Origin of the sequence: Methylobrevis pamukkalensis (genome assembly GCF_001720135.1) — a bacterium.
Taxonomy (GTDB): Bacteria; Pseudomonadota; Alphaproteobacteria; order Rhizobiales; family Pleomorphomonadaceae; genus Methylobrevis; species Methylobrevis pamukkalensis.
The window spans coordinates 1-19,188 of sequence record NZ_MCRJ01000027.1 but is presented as its reverse complement, the minus strand read 5'-3'; the positions used below and the strand labels follow the sequence as shown (position 1 = coordinate 19,188).

The 19,188-nt window shown below is 70.4% G+C and carries 22 protein-coding genes; 21 read left to right on the top strand and 1 reads right to left on the bottom strand.

Translation table 11 applies throughout. From position 1 onward, the window contains the following. Positions 1–16: 16 nt before the first annotated feature. From A6302_RS26095 to A6302_RS22770, 12 genes are all read left to right on the top strand, one after another. On the top strand, positions 17–1,492 hold the full coding sequence (locus A6302_RS26095) for a DUF935 domain-containing protein (RefSeq protein ID WP_245293952.1): 1,476 nt from the start codon (positions 17–19) through the stop codon (positions 1,490–1,492). A 63-nt stretch (positions 1,493–1,555) separates the two neighbouring features. Beyond that, a complete protein-coding gene (locus A6302_RS06570) occupies positions 1,556–2,839 on the top strand; it encodes a PBECR2 nuclease fold domain-containing protein (protein WP_069306375.1) in 1,284 nt (427 codons plus the stop codon). Between the two features lie 147 nt (positions 2,840–2,986). Further along, the gene (locus A6302_RS06565; protein ID WP_069306374.1) at positions 2,987–3,499 is read left to right on the top strand and encodes a phage virion morphogenesis protein; all 513 of its coding nucleotides are present in this window, start codon (positions 2,987–2,989) and stop codon (positions 3,497–3,499) included. Positions 3,500–3,784: 285 nt separating this feature from the next. Next, positions 3,785–4,915 carry a hypothetical protein gene (locus A6302_RS06560; protein ID WP_069306373.1) on the top strand — a complete coding sequence of 377 codons (1,131 nt, stop codon included), beginning with the start codon at positions 3,785–3,787 and terminating at the stop codon, positions 4,913–4,915. 39 nt (positions 4,916–4,954) lie between these two features. After that, the gene (locus tag A6302_RS22780; RefSeq protein WP_069306372.1) at positions 4,955–5,329 is read left to right on the top strand and encodes a DUF2190 family protein; all 375 of its coding nucleotides are present in this window, start codon (positions 4,955–4,957) and stop codon (positions 5,327–5,329) included. A gap of 61 nt (positions 5,330–5,390) precedes the next feature. Continuing rightward, positions 5,391–6,326 (top strand): major capsid protein, encoded by a 936-nt coding sequence (locus tag A6302_RS06550; protein WP_069306371.1) that lies wholly within the window; start codon positions 5,391–5,393, stop codon positions 6,324–6,326. Between the two features lie 332 nt (positions 6,327–6,658). Further along, a complete protein-coding gene (locus A6302_RS06545; RefSeq protein ID WP_069306370.1) occupies positions 6,659–7,084 on the top strand; it encodes a gp436 family protein in 426 nt (141 codons plus the stop codon). Then, complete coding sequence (locus A6302_RS06540; RefSeq protein WP_083255571.1) at positions 7,081–7,503, top strand: phage tail terminator protein; 423 nt, start codon at positions 7,081–7,083, stop codon at positions 7,501–7,503. Before A6302_RS06545 ends, A6302_RS06540 begins: the two co-directional genes overlap by 4 nt. Before the next feature lie 8 nt (positions 7,504–7,511). After that, positions 7,512–7,742 (top strand): hypothetical protein, encoded by a 231-nt coding sequence (locus tag A6302_RS06535; protein ID WP_069306368.1) that lies wholly within the window; start codon positions 7,512–7,514, stop codon positions 7,740–7,742. 3 nt (positions 7,743–7,745) lie between these two features. Beyond that, a complete protein-coding gene (locus A6302_RS06530; RefSeq protein WP_069306367.1) occupies positions 7,746–8,672 on the top strand; it encodes a phage tail tube protein in 927 nt (308 codons plus the stop codon). Between the two features lie 89 nt (positions 8,673–8,761). Next, on the top strand, positions 8,762–9,133 hold the full coding sequence (locus A6302_RS22775) for a hypothetical protein (protein WP_069306366.1): 372 nt from the start codon (positions 8,762–8,764) through the stop codon (positions 9,131–9,133). A 134-nt stretch (positions 9,134–9,267) separates the two neighbouring features. Further along, a complete protein-coding gene (locus A6302_RS22770) occupies positions 9,268–9,492 on the top strand; it encodes a DUF1799 domain-containing protein (protein ID WP_169833516.1) in 225 nt (74 codons plus the stop codon). Here A6302_RS22770 and A6302_RS22765 read toward each other — a convergent pair. Further along, entirely contained in the window at positions 9,473–9,820 is a 348-nt protein-coding gene (locus A6302_RS22765) for a hypothetical protein (RefSeq protein ID WP_169833515.1), read from the bottom strand. The genes A6302_RS22770 and A6302_RS22765 overlap by 20 nt on opposite strands. Here A6302_RS22765 and A6302_RS06515 point away from each other — a divergent pair. From A6302_RS06515 to A6302_RS06480, 9 genes are all read left to right on the top strand, one after another. After that, a complete protein-coding gene (locus tag A6302_RS06515; protein WP_169833514.1) occupies positions 9,791–13,096 on the top strand; it encodes a glucosaminidase domain-containing protein in 3,306 nt (1,101 codons plus the stop codon). The two genes, A6302_RS22765 and A6302_RS06515, sit on opposite strands and share 30 nt — an antisense overlap. Continuing rightward, entirely contained in the window at positions 13,093–13,332 is a 240-nt protein-coding gene (locus A6302_RS06510) for a hypothetical protein (protein WP_069306363.1), read from the top strand. Before A6302_RS06515 ends, A6302_RS06510 begins: the two co-directional genes overlap by 4 nt. 46 nt (positions 13,333–13,378) lie before the next feature. Next, positions 13,379–13,510 (top strand): hypothetical protein, encoded by a 132-nt coding sequence (locus A6302_RS25210; RefSeq protein WP_280938897.1) that lies wholly within the window; start codon positions 13,379–13,381, stop codon positions 13,508–13,510. Positions 13,511–13,521: 11 nt separating this feature from the next. Further along, complete coding sequence (locus A6302_RS06505) at positions 13,522–14,040, top strand: hypothetical protein (RefSeq protein ID WP_069306362.1); 519 nt, start codon at positions 13,522–13,524, stop codon at positions 14,038–14,040. A gap of 43 nt (positions 14,041–14,083) precedes the next feature. Further along, positions 14,084–14,494, top strand: coding sequence for an NlpC/P60 family protein (locus A6302_RS06500; RefSeq protein ID WP_245293951.1), 411 nt, complete (start codon positions 14,084–14,086; stop codon positions 14,492–14,494). A 35-nt stretch (positions 14,495–14,529) separates the two neighbouring features. Next, complete coding sequence (gene gpJ, locus A6302_RS06495; RefSeq protein WP_141703454.1) at positions 14,530–17,610, top strand: TipJ family phage tail tip protein; 3,081 nt, start codon at positions 14,530–14,532, stop codon at positions 17,608–17,610. A 34-nt stretch (positions 17,611–17,644) separates the two neighbouring features. Continuing rightward, entirely contained in the window at positions 17,645–18,100 is a 456-nt protein-coding gene (locus tag A6302_RS06490) for a hypothetical protein (protein ID WP_069306359.1), read from the top strand. Between the two features lie 2 nt (positions 18,101–18,102). Beyond that, positions 18,103–18,519: a hypothetical protein gene (locus tag A6302_RS06485; RefSeq protein WP_069306358.1), complete on the top strand. Its 417-nt coding sequence runs from the start codon at positions 18,103–18,105 to the stop codon at positions 18,517–18,519. Between the two features lie 27 nt (positions 18,520–18,546). After that, positions 18,547–19,188: hypothetical protein (locus A6302_RS06480; protein WP_210183276.1), on the top strand; the 642-nt coding region annotated here is incomplete at its 3' end.

Below are 19,188 nucleotides of genomic sequence, written 5' to 3'. Positions count from 1 at the left end.
CCATGCGAAAACGCCGGTGAAGGAAGAGATCGCCGCGATCGCGCGCGACCCGCTGCTGCCGCTCTACACCAAGACGCTGCAGCCGAGCGGCGAGGTGGTGCGCACCAAGGCCGGCGGCAGGGGCGTGGCGATCTACGACGAGATCCGCCGCGACCCGCATGCCCATGCCGTGCTGCAGAAGCGGACCATGGAGGTGGTTGGCCGCGAATGGCAGGTGACGCCGGCCTCCGACAGCCGGCTCGACAAAAAGGCGGCGGCCGGCGTCGAGGCGCAGCTGAAGGGGCTCAATTTTGATCGGCTCACCCGCGGCCTGATGGGCGCGGTGCTGAAGGGTTTTGCCATCGCCGAGGTGATGTGGGAGCTGCGGGACGGCATCTGGACGGCGGCGCGGATCAAGGTGCGCCGGCAGCGGCGGTTCCGCTTCGACATCGAGGGCGCGCCGCGGCTGATCACCCGCGAGGACCAGATCGACGGCATCAAGCTGCCGCCGCGCAAGTTCATCGTCCACCGCTGGTCGCTGGAAGATGACGACGACGATCCCTACGGCGTCGGACTCGGCGAGGTGCTATTCTGGCCGGCGTGGTTCAAAAGGAACGTCTTGGCGCATTGGCTGCGCGCGGGCGAGCGCTTTGCCTCCCCGACCGTCATGGCCACCTACCAGGGCGAATATGACGAGACGCGCCAGGCGCAGCTGCTGCAGGTGATCCGGACGTGTGCGGTCGACGCCGGGATCGCGGTGCCGGCGTCGGTCGAGGTGGCGCTGCTGGAGGCGGCACGCGGCGGCGGGGGCGATCTGCTGGAGACGATGGCGCGCTATCTCGACGAGCTGATGAGCGAGGCCGTGCTCGGCGAGACCCTGTCGACCAATTCGGGGACACGCGGCGCGCGCTCGCTCGGCGAGGTGCACAACGACGTGCGCGTGGCGATCGCCAAGGCGGATGCCGACGAGATCTCGGCGACGCTCAAGGAAAGCCTGGTGGCGTGGATCGTCGAGCTCAACTGGCCGGGCGCGGGCCTTCCGGAGGTCTGGCGGGATTTCGCCGAAGCCGAGGATCTCAACGAGAAGGTCAAGCGCGACGAGGCACTGGTGGACATGGGCTACCGGCCGGCGACGTGGAGTATGTCAACGAGACCTATGGCGGCGACTGGATCGACGTGCGCGGGGCGCGGGAGGCGAGCGTGGCCGCGCCGGCGCCGGGCGAGGAGGAAGACGAAGACGCTACGGGCGAAGGGACAGGCGCCCCGCCGCCGGGGCCGGCCGAGGCGGCGGCGTTCGCAACGGCTTCGGGGGCTGCGGCGGGCACTGGCGAGCCGGGCGATGATCCGGTCGGGCACCTCGTCGACCAGGCCGAGGCGCTGGCGGCGCCGGCGATCGACGCGATGCTGGCGGCGATCGGCGCGGCCTTCGCCGAGGCGCGCGACTATGACGACCTGTCGCTGCGGCTGGCGGCACTCAGCGGCAGCCTCGATCCGGGCGACTTTGCCAGCGTGATCGAGCAGGCCTTCACCGTCGCGGATCTTGCCGGCCGCGACGAGGTGATGACGGAGGCAGCAGATGGCCGTTGAGGGGGCCATTGATGGGGTCGGCCTGCCGTTCCAGGAGGCGATCGACTTCTTTCGGGCCAAGGTCAACCTGCCCACGAACAAGTGGGATGACCTGCGGCACGGGGCGCAGGTACGCGCCTTCTCGGTGGCGGGGGTCACCCGCGACGACATGCTGGCGGACTTCCGGGCGGCGATGGACAGGGCGCGGACCGCGGGCACCGGCTACGAGGCGTTCCGCAAGACCTTCGACGAGATTGTCGATCGCACAGGCTGGAAATTCTACGCCCGGGGCAAGACCGAAGAGGCGCGGCGCGCCTGGCGGGCGCGGATCATCTACCGGACCAACATGCGCACGAGCTACATGGCCGGGCGCTACCAACAGATGACCTCGCCGGCCGTGCTGCGCTATCGGCCGTTCTGGCAGTACCGCCACGGCGACAGCCGCTTTCCCCGGCCGCTGCACGTCGCCCTCGACGGCAAGGTGTTCGCCGCTGACGACCCGATCTGGAAGGTGATCTTTCCGCCGAACGGCTGGGGCTGTTCATGCGACGTGCGGGCGCTGTCGCAGCGGGAGCTCAAGAGGCTCGGCAAGAGCGGGCCGGACCCGCATCCGGACTGGCTGAAACCGGAGACCCGGCCCGATTCGCGCACCGGCCAGCCGGAGGAACGCTGGCCGGGCATCGACCGGGGTTGGGAGTACAACGTCGGCCATGAGCGGCTGCACGGGCTGGTGCCGCCGGAGCTGGCCACGCCCCTGCCGCCGCTGCCGTCGCCGGAGGGCTTCGAGCGGGCCGATCCGCGCCCGGACCTGCCGCCGCCGCCGCCCCGCACGCCGGTCGATCCGGGCCTGCTGCTGCCCGAGGGCCTGCCGGAGGAGGATTATGCGACGGCTTTCCTCGGGGCCTTCGGTGCGGACCTCGACCGGCCGGCGCTGTGGCGCGATCCGGCGGGCGGTATCGTCACGATCGACCGCAGCCTGTTCGAGCAGCGCGGCCCGACCGGCGAGGTGTTCGCCCTCAAGGTCGACAAGCAGGGGCGCGGCCGCTACATGCGGCTGCTCGCGCAGGCCGTCCAGGAGCCGGACGAGATCTGGGCGGACTGGGCGTTGTTCGGGGACCAGGTGGCGCTGACCCGCACCTATCTGAAATTCTACGAGCTGCCGCGCGGCCGATCGCTGTTCGCGTTGTTCCGCTGGGGCAAGCTCGGCTGGTCGGGGGTGACGGGCTACGATGCGACCGCGAGCCGCTCGCTGCTCGGCCGGTCGGGCGCGCTGCTCTACCGTCGCCGGACGTGACCGGCACAGCACGGCGAGCCCATCCGCCTGGGCTCGCCGTGTCGCAGCCTCTTTCCAAGCCGGCGGAGGCGCGCTGGCTGCGACGAGGACGAACATAGGGCGATCGCCTCACGGCGACAAGACGCGCATGAGGAGTGGAAGCAGGCGATGACCGGCGTAACCCTGAAAGTCGACGACGCGGCGGTGATCGCCGGCCTTGCCCGGGTTGCCGACGCCGGTCTCGATCCGAACGACGTCCTCCAGAACATCGGCGAGTATCTGCGCGACGCGGTCCAGGACCGGTTCGACGCCGAGGCCGGCCCGGGCGGCGTCAAATGGGCGCCGCTCAACCCGCTCTATGCGGCGACCAAGAAGGGCCGCGGCATCCTGAGGGAAAGCGGTGATCTGCACGAAAACATCGTCTGGCAGATCATCGGCGGGGCGTTGCATGTCGGCACCAACCGGCTGCATGCGCGGGTCCACCAGTTCGGCGCGACGATCAAGCCGAAGAGCGCCGCGGCACTGGTGTTCCAGCTCGGCACGCGGGTCATCCACGCGGCCTCGGTCACGGTGCCGGCGCGGCCCTTCCTCGGGATCGACGACGAGGACCGGCGCGAGATCCTCGACATCGTCGCCGATCACCTCGCGATGGTGTTCGAGGGTGCGGCCGGCGGCCCCTGACACTCGCCGCAGGGCGCCTTGCGCAACATGGTTCGGACATGGCCCGTATGGGCACGACGTTGGCCGCTGACGGGCGCTCCGGGCAGCCGCTCCGATGCCCCGCAAAATCGGCCGAGGCCAAAAACGAACTAATCGAACAGGGTCTGTGGCGATCGTGGTCCGGCGGGTGCGGGGCGGATCGCCGATCGCGCCTCGATGCGGCCTCGAACGCCCTTCGAAGGCCCGGCTTATAGGGGTCATCCTATCGGCTGACGGGTCGGCGCGGGGGCGGCGATCCTCGGCGCCATGAAGCCCTTCGACATCTTCAAGGCCGGCACGCACACCGCGATGTCGGGCGCCACGCTCACCTACAGTGACGCCGACCTTGCGGCGATCGCCGCCGGCTATGACCCGGCGCGGCACGAGGCGCCGATCGTGGTCGGGCATCCGACCGTGGACGGCCCGGCCTATGGCTGGGTCGCCGGGCTCAGCGTCGACGGCGATCGGCTGGTCGCGACCCCGAAGGACGTGGACCCGGCTTTTGCCGATCTCGTCAAGGACGGCAAGTTCCGCAAGGTGTCTGCCTCCTTCTTCCTGCCGACCGCGCGCAACAACCCGGTGCCCGGGCAGATGTCGCTGCGCCATGTGGGCTTCCTCGGCGCGACGCCGCCTGCCGTGAAGGGCCTGCGTCCGATCGAGTTCGCCGACGAGGCGGACGAGATCGTGACGGTCGAGTTCGGTGAATGGACCGACGCGGCGATCGCCGGCAGCGTGTCGCGGATGTTCCGGCGCCTGCGCGACTGGCTGATCGGCCAGACCTCGATCGAGACGGCCGACGCGGTTCTGCCCTCCTGGGAAATCGAGAGCCTTGCCGAGACGGCCAGCGCCGCGCGGCCGGCCGCGTCCCCTGCCTATGCCGACACCGGAGCGGATGCCGTGCCCGGCCCGCCCCCTTCCACCGGAGACAGACCGATGCCGACACCCGAAGAGCTGGCCGCCCGCGCGGCCGAACTGGATGCCCGCCAGGCGGAGCTCGACGCCCGCACCGCCAGCCACGCCCAGAGCGTGGCCGCCGCCCGCACCGCCGAGGATGCGACGTTCGTCGCCGGCATCATCGCGGCCGGACGCCTGCCGGTCGGGCTCAAGGAAACGGCCGTCGCGCTGTTCGGCGAGCTCGACGACGAGGTGCTGACGTTTGCCGATGGCGACGGCGAGGTGACCACCAGTCCGCGCGCGGCCTTCCGCGACCTTCTGGCCAAGCTGCCGGTGCCGGTCCAGACCGGGGACTTCGCCGGCACAGAGGACGCCGATGCCCTCGACTTCGCCGACCCCGTCGCTCTTGCCGACGCGATCACCGCGGAGATGGCGAAAGCCAGCGCCGCCGGCGCGCCGATCGACGTGCACCAGGCGCTCGCCCGGATCTCGCCCAAGGCCTGACCGGCCGCCCATTCCTCGTTCTCATCGGGACCAGACACCATGGACAGGCTCCTCATCAAGACGGCGACCGCCGGCGGCTCGATCGCCCACCGGCGCTTCGTCAAGTTCTCGGCCGACGGCACGATCGTGCAGGCCTCGGCCGCCACCGACCTGATCGTCGGCGTTTCCGACTGCCCCAACGGCGCTGTGACCGGCGAGCGGGCCGACTACATCCTGCTCGGCATCGCCGAGATCGACATCGGCGGCACGGTCGCCCGCGGCGCCTTCGTGACGTCGGACGCGAACGGCAAGGCGGTCGCGGCGGCCCCGGCCTCCGGCGCCAACGCCGTCACTGCCGGGCAGATGCGGGTCTCGGCCGTCGGCGGCGACATCGCCGAGATCTTCGTTCACACGGGCATGATGCAGGGCGCCTGACGCGCCGGCCTCGCCCTATCCCCTTTCCCGGGCGCGCCCGGACCTTCTGGAGACTTGATACATGTCCGGGTTCCCCTTCACGCCCGATCCGCGGCTGACCGGCCTCGTCATCGCCCATCGCAACGCGGCGCTGATCGCCGACCGGGTGCTGCCGCGCCTCGGCATGCCGGTGCCGACCCGGCAGTTCCGCTATCTCAAGTTCGATTTTTCCCAGGGCATCACGATCCCCGACACCAAGGTCGGCCGCAAGGGCACGCCGAACCAGGTGGAGTTCTACGCCACCGAAGTCGCCGACCAGGTCGAGGACTACGGTCTGTCCGACGTGATCCCCAACGACGATGTCACCAACGCGCCGACCGGCTATGATCCCCGCGACTTCGCGGCCACGAAGCTGATCGAGCTCGTCGACCTCGACCGCGAGGTGCGGGTCGCCAACGTGGTGTTTGACGCCGCGACCTATCCCAGCGGCAACAAGGAAACGCTGTCCGGCACCTCCCAGTGGGACGATCCGGACTCGACGCCGATCGAGGACGTCCAGGACGCGATGGACGCCATGATCATGCGGCCGAACAAGCTGGTGCTCGGCCGGCCGGTGTGGACCAGGCTGCGGCGCCACCCGAAGATCATCGCGGCGATCTCCACCTCGGGCACCGAAAGCGGCGTCGCGACGCTGACGGCGGTGGCTGACCTGCTCGAAATCCCCGAGATCGTCGTCGGCGACGCCTGGGTCAACACGGCCAAGAAGGGCCAGACGGTGACGCGGACCCGCGCCTGGGGCAAGCACGCCGCGCTGCTGCATGTGCCCGCGTCGCTGTCGAGCACCACGGATGGCACGCCGGCCTTCGGCTACACGGCCGTCTACGGCACCCGCGTCTCCGGCGAGACGCCGGCCAAGGTGGGCCTGCGCGGCGGCGTCGAAATCACCTCCGGCGAAAGCGTGGCCGAGGTGATCGCCTCCAGCGAACTCGGCCACCTGTTCACGAACGCGGTGTCCTGACGCACGCCGCCGCCGGCGTGTCCGGCGGCGCCCCTCCCTCGATCCGCAGAGACCCGCGATGACCGACAAGACCCCCGAGACGAAGGCCGCCTCCAAGGCGGCCGCGCCGAAAGACAGCGAACCCACGGCCGCGCCCCCGGTCGGGACGGTGCCGAACTTCCGGGTGCTGGAGGCGATCCGCCACGACGGAGAGCGCTACCTGCCGGGCGGTTCCATCCCGATCGCCGACCGCGACGTTTTCGACCAGCTCAAGGCGCCCGCGCCATCGAGGGCGACTGGCCCGAGTAGGCCGGACCCAGATAGCCCCGGCGCAAACCTCCAGAGGCTGACCCATGCCCTACTGCACCCTCGCCGACCTGATCGAGCGCGCCGGCGAGACGGAGATCCTTGAGGTCGCGGACCGCGATCTCGACGGGATCGCCGACGCGGACGCGGTGGCGGCGGCGATCGGGCAGGCCGACCAGACGATCGACGGCTATCTCGGCACACGCTTCGCCCTGCCGCTCACCACCGTTCCCGGCCTTGTCGGCAAATGGTCGGTGTCGATCGCCCGCTATCTGCTGCACCGGGACGGCGCACCTGACCATGTGGTGCGCGATTACCGGGACGCGGTGGCCGAGCTGCGCGACGCCGGCGCCGGGCGGTTGGCGCTGCCCGACCTGTCGGGCCTCGCGCCGGCGTCGTCGTCGTCCGGCTCGGGCCTGGCGGAGGGCACCCGGCCGGTGTTCGACCGCTGCGGCCTGAAGGGCTGGCTGTGATCGGCCTCGTCGTCGACCGGCTGATCGCGACGGCAGCGCCGCCGCTGCTCTCGGTCGAGGCGGCCGAGAATTTGGACGCACTCGGCAAGGGCACGGCCGCCCGGCACGGGGCCGCCTTCGTGATCCCGATGCGCGAGCGGGCCAGCGCCAACCGGTTTGCGGGCGGCGCCTTCGAGCAGGAGGTGACGGTGGAGATCGCCGTCGCGGTGGCGATCCGCGCCCAGGACAGCGCCAAGGGCGGCAAGCGGGCGGTGTTGATCGAGGGGTTTCAGGCGGCGCTTGAGGCGTCGCTCGCCGGCTGGCGGCCAAGACCGGACAGCCAGCTGATGGACTATCTCGGCGCCGATAGCGCGCCGTTCGGCAACGGGCTGACGTGGTGGGTGGCGGTGTGGCGGACGAGCCGCTGGATCCGAAAGTGAGGACCAGGATGAACGAGACACGCAAGACGGGCGGCAGCTGGACGGTGGACCCCGTCACGGGCGTGCGCCGCCGGCGCGAGCCGGAACAGCGGCCGGCGCCGGAGCCGGAGACGCCGACGGCGCGGCGCGCCCGGCTCGCCGCCGAAGCCGCGAAACCGGCCGGGGACACGCATGCGGCCGGGGTGGTCCCGGCCGAGGACACGGGCGCGCCGAAGGCGCACGGCAAGAAGGACAGCTGATCCATGCCGGTGATCAACATTTCCCAGGGCGTGCTGCTGCACAAGCCCGAGACCGTCATCGGCACCGACGCGGCGCCGACCACGGCCAATACCATCAAGTTCTTCAACATGACCTTCGCGCCGATGGAAGGCGAGGACGTGCCGCGCGACTTCGTGCTCGGCCACATGGGTCACCAGGGCATCGACGTTGCCGGTCTCTACGGCCGGGTCGAGTTCGACGTGCAGCTTACCGGCTCGGGCGCGGCCGGCGTCGCCCCGGCCTTCGGCGGGCTGCTGCGGTCGGCCGGCTGCGACGAGGCGGTGACCGCCGACACCCAGGTCGACTACACGCCGCTGTCGGACGGGCAGGAAACCGGCACGCTGTGGTTCAACGACGACGGCGTGAAGTACCCGTTCACGGCTGGCCGCGGCAACTGGCAGATGGTCTGGACCGCCAATCGGGTGCCGCTGCTGCGCTTCACCTACCTGGGCTTCCTCGCCGATGTGACCGATACCGCCCGGCCGGTGCCGGTGTTCACGCCGTGGCAGGACGGACTGGTCTGCGACTACCTCAACACGGCGTTTTCGCTGCACGGGGTCCCCGCCGGGCTGGAAAGCTTCAACTTCAATGCCAGCAACCAGGTCGCACCCCGCTTCCTGATCAACAAGCGGTCGATCGAGATGACCGACCGCAAGTCGGCCGGCACGGTGGTGATCGAGGGTGCGGCGGTCGCGACCAAGGACTGGATCGCAACCGTCAAGGCCAAGACGCTGGCCGAGCTGGAGATCACCCACGGCCTCGTCGCTGGAAACATCGTGGAGTTCGCCGCGCCCGCGACCCAGGTCGGCCGCCCGAGTTACGGCGCCACCAACGGCATCCGTAACCAGACTTTCCCGACCTACCATCGCCCGGTGACGGGCGATGACGAGTGGACGCTCACGTTCAAGTAATTCGGCAAGTAAGCCCGTCAACGGACACGCCGCGGCGTCTCCTCGAGGAGGCGCCGACGCCGCTCCGAACCCCCTTCGAAAGGCATGTGATGAAATTCGCGATCCTCACCGGCGAGATCACCTTCAAGCGCACGGTCACGGTGCGCATCCCGTCCGCGACCAAGGTCGACGGCTATGACGACCATTCGTTCAAGATGCTGTTCCGGCACATGCCCGACGCCGAAGCCGAAGCCGGCATGAAGGCGCTGGAGGGGCTCGTCGGCGACGCGCTGCGCGTCAAGCTGAACGACCAGGACGTGGCGGTGGCGGCCGGCTGGGAAGACATGATCGGCGAGGACGGCAAGCCGGTGCCCTATTCGGAGACGCTGCTGCGCGAGGCGCTCGGCAACCTCTATTTCCGGGCGGCGTACCGGCGCGCCTACCAGGACGGCGTCGCCGGCGAGGGCCGCCGGGGAAACTGAAGGCGGCCGCGCAGGCGTGGGCGCGCGGCCGCCTCGGGCGGGCCGACACGGACCGGACCGGGGTCGACGCCGGCGACGTCAAGGCGCTGGCGGGCTGGGGGATCACGGCGGAAGCGACTGTTGCTTCCGGGGACGTGTTCGGGGTGTGGCCGGACAACTGGCCGAGCGTCACCGCCTTCCTGGAGCTCGGCACCCAGATCAAGCCTATCGTCGTTTCGGGCGGGCTGATCTGGACCGGCTACCACTATGCGGACGTCGACGTGCACCTGCGCCGCAAGGGCTATCCGGACGCGGTCTATGACGATCTTCGGGTGATGGAAGCAGCGGCGATCGCCGCGCTCAACGAACGGCGCAACTGATCCAGGACACCTCATGACCCTCAATCTCGCGATGGTGCTGACGATGGACGCCGCCGGCGCCGTCACGGCCACGCGGCAGCAGACCGAGGCGGTCAAGGGCCTGCGCAACGAGGCGGCCGAGGCGGCGATGGCGCTGACCTCCCTGCAGTCGGCGCAGGCGCGCACGGCGGCGGCCGGCGCGGACCGGACGCAAGGCGTCGTCAACGCCTGGGCGGGGGTCAACGACCGCGACACGGCGGCGCGCGCGGCCGACATCGAAGCCTACGGGCGGTCGCTCGACGATCTCAAGGCGCGGTTCGTGCCGCTGTTCGCGGCCGAGCAGCAGCATCTGGCGATGCTGGCCGAGATCAACCGGGCGCATGCGATCGGCGCGCTCAACGCGGACGAGATGGCGGTTGCCGTCGGCCGACAGCAGGCGGCGTATGCGGCGCAGGTCGGGGCCATCAATGCCGCGACGGGTGCCTTGCAGCGTCATTCGGCGGCGGCGCGGGCGGACGGGATCGCCAGCCACGACCTCATCAACATGCAGGCCCAGTTTACGGACCTTGGCGTCCAGATCGCCTCGGGCGGCTCTCCCGCCATGGCGATCCTGCAGCAGGGCGCGCAACTGGCCCCGATCGTCTCCGCGCAAGGTTCGATCCGCGAGGGGGCCTCTGCGCTTGCCGCCGGCTTCGCCTCAATGCTCAATCCGGTCAATCTTGCCGTGATTGGAATGGCCGCAGCCGCGGCCGGCGCCTCTCTCTTGTTCGAGACGATCGGCAGTGGCACCTCGGCCAGTGCGGCGGCGCTCGAACGGCATATCGATGTCGTCCGGCGCATCAAGGACGCCTATGGCGAAGCCGCGCGGGGCGTGAAGGAGTATGCGGCGGAAGAAAAGATCGTCATCGACTACGCCGCCGGCCGGAACGTCGATGATCTCAAGAAGCGATATCTGGACGCCGCGCAGGCCATTGCCGGCGAAATCAACTCCCACTTCGTGGACGGGATCATCCTTGGCGCGGATCAGGGTCTGGAAGGGCCGCTCCGGGCCTATCTCGATGCCGCCCGAGCCGGCGTCCCCGACATTGCCGCCTTGCGGCGCGAGATCGCGGCGATCGGCGCCGCATCGGATGATCCCCGGCTCAAGAAAGCCGCCGATGACTGGCTCGACGCAACGACGACGGCCGACGAACTGGGTCGCGCTGCCGATGCCGCGGCGGGAAACATCGCCAAGATCAGCGTCGAATCGGCGCGCGCGGCGGATGCCATGGAGCGATATTCTCGCGCGTCGGCCAGCCTCCAGCGCCGGGCGATCCCGCCTCTTGACCCGATGGCCCAGATCAACGCCGACGAACGCGCGGCGATCGCCGCCGCAGGCGGCACATCGGAAGAGACCCGCGCCCGGCTTCTTGCCGAACGCGCGCGCCAGCAGGAGCGCGCCCGGAACACTCCGGTGCCACGACCGAACGAACGGCGTGGTGAAGGGTGGAACCCTGTCGGCGACATCCTGCGCGGCGCGGAGGAAGACCAGCAGGCCCTTGCCATCCAGGCGCAGGCTTTGCGGATGTCGGGTGCCGCCGCCGTTGCCTATGCCCGTGAGCAGTCGCTTCTCGCCGAGGCACGCCGCCAGAACATCGATCTGACGCCGAAACAGACCCAGGCGATCCGCGAAGAGGCCGCAGCCTACGCGGCCCTCGCGGGTGAAGTGGCGGCGATCGCACAGATTGAAGCGGGCCGCGAACGACTTGAGATGGCAAGGGCCGAGCTGGCCCTAGTCGGGCAGTCCGAGTCGGCGCGCGCGCGTGTGCTTGCGCTGGTTGAAGCGGAACAACGCATCCGGCGTGCGGGGATTGCTGCCGACTCGGAGCGCGCCGGCATCATCCGCGAGCAGCTGGCCGCCGAGGCCGATATGGCGGTCGCCCTCGATCGTCAGACCGCCGCCTGGGACAAGATCCGAGACGCCGGCGGCGATGCGATCAACACGCTGGTGGACGGCCTGCGCACCGGCAAGTTCGAGATCGAGGATCTCGCCACCGATCTCACGCGCTCGCTGTTCGAGGTAGGTCTCGCCAATCCGCTCAAGAACGCTTTGCTGGGCCAGAACCTGCCGACGCTCGGCGATGTCGGCGGCGTGCTCGGCAAGATGATGGGCAACGAGGCCAACGACAACGTGGCGGCCGCCGCGCTCGACACCGGGACGATGTCGGTCACGGCCGCGACGGTGATCATCAACGGAGGGGTCGCAGCGGGGAGCGGCGCGGCGGGCCTCAACTTCGCGCCGGCCAATTCGAACGCCGCGCCGGCGCCGGCCGGGGGCGCGACGTTCGGGACGAGTCGCTACTCCGGCGATCAGGCGGCGTTCCTCGAGTCGATCCGGCCGGGCGTGGAGAAGGCCTCGGCCGCGACCGGGATCGACCCGCGGATCATCGCGGCGCAGGCGGCGCTGGAGAGCAACTGGGGCAAGAGCGCGCCGGGCAACAACCTGTTCGGGATCAAGGGGCCGGGTCAGAGCCTCGCCACCCGCGAGGTGGTCGACGGCAAGTGGGTCAGTACCACCGACAGCTTCCGGACCTATGCCAGCCCCGCCGACTCGGTCGCGGGCTATGCCGATTTCATCAACCGCAATCCGCGCTACGGGGCGTTCAAATCCGCCCAGGGCATGGACGCGCAGATCGATGCGCTCGGCCGCTCCGGTTACGCGACCGACCCGGCCTATGGCGCGAAGATCGCCTCGATCGCCGGCAAGCTCGACACGTTCGGCGCCGCCCTCGACAAGCCGACGGAGACCCTTGTCGACTTCACCTCGGCGCTCGGCCCGGTGGCCGGCGCGGGCCGGGCCGAGGTGCCGGCGCTGTCGCTGACCCGGGCGCAGGCGGAGGCGATGCCGGCCGGGGTGTCGGCCTATGGCGCGAAGGCCGAAGACCAGGTGTCGATCCTCGAAGGGAGCTTCGACCGGCTGTCGGCCGGGATCGGCGGGATCGTCGACCAGTTCCTGCCGGGCTTCGGCGGGGTGCTGACCACGCTCCTTCAGGGCATCGCGCAGTCGATGCAGGGCATGGGCGGCGGGGGCGGCGGGCTGCTCGGCTCGATCGCCAGCGCGATCGGCGCGGCCTTCGGTGGCGGCGTCGCCTCGCTGTCGTTGTCGGCGGGCGCGGTGGGCGCGATGCCGGCCGGGGTGTCGGCCTATGGCACCGGGTGGAGTTTCGACGGCGGCGGATACACCGGTCCGGGCGGGCGGTACGAGCCCAAGGGCATCGTCCACGCCGGCGAGGTGGTGTGGAACCAGGACGACGTGGCGCGCCACGGCGGACCGCAGGTGGTGGACGCGATGCGGCGCGGCCTGCCGGGCTATGCCAACGGCGGGATCGTGAATGACAACGGCGCGTCATGGGGAGGATGGGCGGCCGCGCCGGCGCCGGCCGCGTCCGGACCGGTCACGGTCGTGGTCAATCCGGCGCGGGCCAGCGACAACGTGCAGGTGGAAGAGGAACAGGACGAGCGCGGCGGGCGGCGGGTGATCATCACCACCGAGGAGGTGATCGGCCAAGCGATGGGCCGGCCGGGTTCGGCCGCCAACCGGCAGCTCGGCGGCATGGGCGTGCGCGCCAAGCCGAGGCGCACATGACGGTGCCGGTGCTTCCCCCGGAACTGGATCTCGTCATGCGCGAGGGCTGGCGGCGCGGCGCGGCCGACTCGCGCGTGGCCGCCCGGGCGGACGCCGGGCCGCGGCTGCCGCGGCGGCGCTATTCGCGGACCGGCCGGCCGTGGTCGCTGGTGCTCGACTGCGACCGGGACCAGGAGCGCGGGCCGACCGCTGGTTTCACGAGGACACGCGGGGCGGCACGCTGCCGTTCTGGATGACGGACCCGAGCCGGGACGCGCGCCGATCCTGATCGGCGGCGCCAAGGTGCTGATCGGCGGAGTGCCGCTGACGCTGGCCTGCCGGCTGCTGGTGATGTTCGAGCCGGGCGCGGCGCCGGAGACGACGCTGGCCGGCTTCAAGTGGCGGGTCGCCTGGCGGCTGACGGTGATGCCGTGAGGCGGGTGTCGATGAATGCCCGCCGGCACCACGACGAGCCTTACAGCGACGACCTCGAAGTCGCGCTGTTCAAGTTCACGCACCCGGCGCTGGACATGCCGATCCGGCTCTCGACCGATCCGACGGACCGTCTGACCACCGATCCGCTGACCTACGGGACGCGGTCGGCGTGGCGGCTCGATCCGGGCGAGACGATCCTCACACGCCCGTTCGAGTTCGTCTTGCTGGACGCGATCCTGCCGGACGACGACGAGGAGACGCCGGCGGCGGCGCAGATCGTCATGGAGGTGGTGGCCCGCGACCAGGCCAAGCCCCTGCGCGAGACGATCACCCGGGCGCGGGTGGACATGGCGATCGTCCTGGCGGGCTCGCCCGACGTCATCGAACAGCAGTGGCTTGGCCTGTGGCTGATGACCGCCAATGGCGATGCCGGCCAGATCGAGTTGCAGATTTCGCGCGAGCCGTTCCACGAGGAGCCGCATCCGGCCCGGCGCATGTCGCGCGATGCCTTCCCGGGTCTCTATCGATGACGGGGCTCTATCGATGATGGGTCGAAGCAACATCGAAGCGGCCTTGAGCGGCTTCGTGGGCATCCCCTATGCCGACCTCGGGCGCAGCCGCGACGGCGCCGACTGCTATGGGCTGCTGTGCCTCGTCTACGCGGAGATCGCCGGCGTCACGCTGGCGAGCGGGCTTGAGGCCTATCCGACCGCCGAAGACCGGGCAGCGGTCGACGCGGTGATCCATGGCGGGTTGGCGCGCGGGCCGTGGCATCCGGTGATCGGGGCGGTGCAGCCACTCGACGCGGCGCTGTTCCGGCGGGGCCGGCATGCCTCGCATGTAGGGGTCATCCTATCGGCTGGCCGCATGCTGCACATCGGCGACACTGCCAGCGTGATCGAGCGCTATGACGCGCCGGTCTGGCGCGACCGCCTGCTCGGCATCCATCGGCACGAAGCGCTGATGAGGCCGGCCGGCGGGTGATGCCGTGACCGGTGCGGCCCTGTCTCCCGAGGCCCATGCAGCATTTCTCGCCCCCTGATCCGGACCTGCTGCCGCCCCTGCCGGCGGCCGCAGCCCCGCGCCGGGACGCCGGGGCGAGCGTCACGACGCTGGGATGGTTTTCTCCAGAGATCGGACGGCATGATTTCACCGTTCTGCCGGGGATGACGATCGCCGAGATCGTGGCCCAGGCGATGCCGGGGCTGACGGCCGAAGAGCGCCGGCATGTGCGCGTCATCCTCGTCTCGCCGCGCGGGCAGGACGTGGTCGAGGCGGGGTTGTGGACCCGCGTGCGGCCGCTGCCGGCCACACGTGTGGTGATCCGGATGCTGCCCGGCCGCTCGGCCTGGCGCTCGATCCTGCAGTTGGTTGTGACCGTCGCGGCGTTTGCGCTTGGCCAGTGGTGGGCGGCCGGCTGGCTCGGGGCGTCGGGGTCATTCCTCGGTCTTGGCGCGAACGCGTGGGGCGGGATCATCGGCGCCGGGCTTTCGGCGGTCGGGGCGCTGGCGATCAATGCCTTGTTCCCGCTCGACCAGGGCAGTTCCAAGCCGGACACCTCGTTCGCCGTCACGGGCTGGCAGAACCAGGCGCGACCGGATGCGCCGGTGCCCAATCCCTACGGCCGGCATCGGATGGCGCCGCCATTCGCGGCCTCGTCCTATTTCGAGGTGGTCGGCACCGACCTTTTTGTGCGCGCCCTGTTCGTCTGGGGCTACGGGCCGATCGCGCTGTCCGGCATCCGGATCGGCGACACGCCGATCGAGGAGTTCGACGAGGTCGAGCACGAGTTCCGGCCAGGCCGGCCGGAGGATCTGCCGGTGACGCTCTATCCGAACCAGGTGGTGCAGGAGCCGCTGTCGATCACGCTTCGCCGGGAAATGGTGAAAAACGACAAGGGCGAGATCCAGCGCGACGAGCCGGTGGAGGACGATCCCTTCGTGGTGGTCAGCGGCCGGGATGCCACCGAACTTTGCGCGATCTTCCAGTTTTCCGCCGGTCTCAGCCTCTACTCGGTCAGCCGGAGCAAGTCGATCGCCTACACGGTGGCGATCAAGATCGAACAGCGGCCGGTGGTGGACGACGACGACACGCCCGGCCCGTGGGACGAGGTCGAGACCCTCGAAATCACCGAGAACATCCGCGCGCCGTTCTGGCGGTCGCACCGCTGGACCCTGCCGGCGCGCGGCACCTACGAGGTCCGCTTCACGCGGATGACCAACGAGACCGAAGACCCGAATGTCTCCGATCAGATCGTGCTCAATGCGCTGCAGACGATCCGGCCGGAGTATCCGCTCAACGTCGATTTCCCGCTGGCGATCTCGGCGATCCGCGTCAAGTCGACCTATCAGCTCAACGGCCAGCTCGACAGCTTGAACGCCATCGTCCAGCGCCTGCTGCCGACCTGGGACGGCGAGGACTGGGTTGAGGCGGCCTCGTCGTCGCCGGCGACCGCCTTCCGCGATGCCTTGACGGGGGCGGCGACCGACTATCCCGAGCCACTTGAGGCGATCGGGGAGAGCGTCACCGAATGGGCGGAGTGGTGCGCGCTCCAGGGGCTGAAGTACGACCGGATCCACGATTACGAGGCGACCTTGCAGGAGGTGCTGCTCGACATCTGCCGCGCCGGCCGGGCCGCCCCGCGCTGGGACGGGGAAAAGTGGCAGGTGGTGATCGACCGGCCGACCGAAGATGTCATCGCCCACATGTCGCCGGCCAATTCGCGGGACTACCGCTGGTCGGCGATCTATCCGCGGCTGCCGCACGCCTTCCGGGTGCCGTTCATCGACGCCTCGAACGACTGGCAGAGCGGCGAGATGCTCGTGCCGTTCCCGGACCACACCGGGCCGATCACCCGCACCGAAGAGCTGAAGCTGCCGGGCAAGACCGACCCCGACGAGATCTTCCGCGAGGCGACACGGCGGCAATACGAGGTGCTGCTGCGCTCGGGCTCGGCGCGGGCGATCCAGGACGGCGTGGCGCGGATCGCGACCCGCGGCGACCGCGTGGCGGTGTCGCTGGCCGACATCGACCGGGCGCATTTCTCGCCGCGGGTCAAGGCGGTGGTCGGCGACCTCGTGGCGTTTGAGGGCGCCTCGGTCGTGATGGAGGCGGGCAAGGTCTACGCGATCCGCTTCCGCGTCCATGCCAACGCCGACGACGTGGTCGGCCGGTCGGTGGTTCGCAAGGTTGCGACCGTGCCGGGCGACCAGTCCTCGGTGCGGATGTTGCGGACCGGGGTGGCGGCGGCCGACGCGGAGAAGCCCGCCGCCGGCGAGATCGTGCATTTCGGGATCTACGGCGAAGAGAGCCGGCATTGCATCGTGCGCCGTGTCGAGGCCGGCGATGCCGGCGCCAGCGTGTTCCACCTGGTCGATTACCGGCCGGAGATCGACACTTTGACGGCCGCGCGGCCGATCCCGCCCTGGGACGGCCGCGTCGGCGAGATCGTCGCCTTCGTTCCGGTCGCGCCGGCCGCCCCGGTGGTGATCTCGATCGAGACCACACGCGACGTGGCGCCACGCGTCGTGGTCGCGCTCAACCCCGGGCCGGGCTCGGCGCCGCTGACCCGCTGGCAGGTGGACCACCGCGCCGAGGGCGCCGGCAGCTGGTCGACGGCGACCGTCTCGTCGGCCGCAACCCCCGTACTGACCGGCTACGCGCTCGGCGACGATATCGAGATCCGCGCGCGGGGCCTTGCGCCCGGCGGCACGCCCGGGGCGTGGGGGCCGGTGCTGGCCTACACGGTCGGCGAGGCGTTTGCGGCCGCGCCGGCGGATCTCGCCGTGGAGCTCGTCGTCGAGGCGACGTCCGAGACCACGGTCGGCGTCTACAGCCTGTTTTCGTGGTCGGCCGGCGGTGACGGCTGGGCCTATGAACTCGAATGGCAGCGGTGGGATGGCACCACGGGCGGGCCGCTCTCGCGCGGCGTGACCGGTGCCGGCGAGACCACGCTGCGTACCGGGCATCTCGCCGCCTATGCCCAGCATCGTGCCCGCATCCGGGCGCTGCCCGATGACGACGATCCCTCCGACTGGTCCGGCTGGCTGGACTTCGTGACGGCGACCGCGCCGGTCGGCGTCGACGATGACGGCGCCTGATCTTCGACCATGACGGTTATTTCCTGGGGGCGGCATGACCAGTCTCGTCCGTGCGGTCGGCAGTTTCGCGTTCGACGAGGTGGAGGTGCCATCGGCGCCGACCTGCGACCTTGGCGCGGCGATCGCGCAGCGGCTGGTGGTGACCGGCAGCGCGGCGATCACCTCGTTCGGGACTGTGCCGCGCATGATCCGCCATCTGCGCTTTGCCGGCGCGCTGACGCTGACGCATTCGGCCGGGCTGGCCCTGCCGGGTGGGGCGAACATCGTGACGGCCGCCGGCGACACGGCGACGGCCATGAGCGACGCGCTCGGCGCCTGGCGCGTCACGTCCTACACAAGGGCGGACGGGCGGGCGCTCACCGGCCCGACCGCGGCGATGATCACCGACGCGGCGCGGCGGGACGGACGCTGCTGCAGACGGCGAGCGCCCGCGCGGCCGCGGCGGCGATGGGGACCTGGTACTGCCTGCATGCCTCCGGCACGGCCGTGAATTTGACCGACACCACCGACGAGACGGTGATGCGGTCCGTGACGGTGCCCGGCGGCGCGCCCGGCATCCACGGATGCGTGCTGGTCTGGGCGCTCTGGTCCTACACGAACAGCGCGACCGCCAAGACGATCAGGGTCCGCAGCGGCGGGCTGACGGGCGACATCATCGTCGAGATCGCCCCGACCACGACGGCGACGATCATCACGACGCGCGTCATCGGCATGGCCGGGAGCCTCACCTCCCAGGTGTCCTTCCAGGCGTCCGATGCCGACGGGATCGGCACCGGGAGCAGCGGCGTGACCACCGGCGGCCAGGACTACGGCGCCGACGTGGTGATCGCCTTCACCGGCCAGCCCGGCTCGACCAGCGCCAACATCAATCTCCTGCGCAGCGAGGTCTGGATCCTCCATGCCGCCTGATCTTCCGACCCCTGACAGAGGCACCCGATGACCGACAGCATCTCATCCACCAACATTCCCGAGCTGTCGTCGATCAACGAAGTGCTCGGCAATGCAATCGGGGACGGCGGCGGCAGGATCAGCGTCACAGCCTTCGCGACCCAGCTGCTGAGCGACGGGCCGATCGCCGACGTGATCGGGTCGATCGAGGCGGGCTATGAGGACAGCGTCGCGCTTGTCGCGGATCTGCCCGATCCGGACGGCCTCGACGTCGGGGCGCTCTGGCGTGTGTTCGGGGACGGCGAGGATTCGGGGGTCTGGAAAGTCCTCGCGGGCACGCCGAAGACGTGGGACCGGCTTGGCCCGCTGCCGGCGGCGGATCTCGCCGTCGTCGACGCGCGGCTGGACGCCGGCGTTGCGTCGGTGGCGGCGGAAGTGGCTGCGCGCTTGGCCGGAGATGAGGCCGAGGCGACGGCGCGAGCGGAGGCGATTGCGGCCGAAGCGACCGCGCGGGGCACCGCGATCAGCGGCGCCATCGCGACCGAGGTCACGAACCGCAACACGGCGATCTCGACGGCCGTGGCGGGTGAGGCGACCGCGCGGGGCACGGCGATCAGCGGTGCAATCGCATCCGAGGTGACACGACCGACACAGGCGATCTCGACGGCCGTGGCGGGTGAGGCGACCGCG

Coding starts and splice junctions, on each gene's coding strand:
- A6302_RS06570 (WP_069306375.1), top strand. CDS start 1,556: ATGGCCGTTGAGGGGGCCATTGATGGGGTCGGCCTGCCGTTCCAGGAG.
- A6302_RS06565 (WP_069306374.1), top strand. CDS start 2,987: ATGACCGGCGTAACCCTGAAAGTCGACGACGCGGCGGTGATCGCCGGC.
- A6302_RS06560 (WP_069306373.1), top strand. CDS start 3,785: ATGAAGCCCTTCGACATCTTCAAGGCCGGCACGCACACCGCGATGTCG.
- A6302_RS22780 (WP_069306372.1), top strand. CDS start 4,955: ATGGACAGGCTCCTCATCAAGACGGCGACCGCCGGCGGCTCGATCGCC.
- A6302_RS06550 (WP_069306371.1), top strand. CDS start 5,391: ATGTCCGGGTTCCCCTTCACGCCCGATCCGCGGCTGACCGGCCTCGTC.
- A6302_RS06545 (WP_069306370.1), top strand. CDS start 6,659: ATGCCCTACTGCACCCTCGCCGACCTGATCGAGCGCGCCGGCGAGACG.
- A6302_RS06535 (WP_069306368.1), top strand. CDS start 7,512: ATGAACGAGACACGCAAGACGGGCGGCAGCTGGACGGTGGACCCCGTC.
- A6302_RS06530 (WP_069306367.1), top strand. CDS start 7,746: ATGCCGGTGATCAACATTTCCCAGGGCGTGCTGCTGCACAAGCCCGAG.
- A6302_RS22775 (WP_069306366.1), top strand. CDS start 8,762: ATGAAATTCGCGATCCTCACCGGCGAGATCACCTTCAAGCGCACGGTC.
- A6302_RS22765 (WP_169833515.1), bottom strand. CDS start 9,820: ATGCTGCTGCTCGGCCGCGAACAGCGGCACGAACCGCGCCTTGAGATC.
- A6302_RS06510 (WP_069306363.1), top strand. CDS start 13,093: ATGACGGTGCCGGTGCTTCCCCCGGAACTGGATCTCGTCATGCGCGAG.
- A6302_RS06505 (WP_069306362.1), top strand. CDS start 13,522: ATGAATGCCCGCCGGCACCACGACGAGCCTTACAGCGACGACCTCGAA.
- gpJ (WP_141703454.1), top strand. CDS start 14,530: ATGCAGCATTTCTCGCCCCCTGATCCGGACCTGCTGCCGCCCCTGCCG.
- A6302_RS06490 (WP_069306359.1), top strand. CDS start 17,645: ATGACCAGTCTCGTCCGTGCGGTCGGCAGTTTCGCGTTCGACGAGGTG.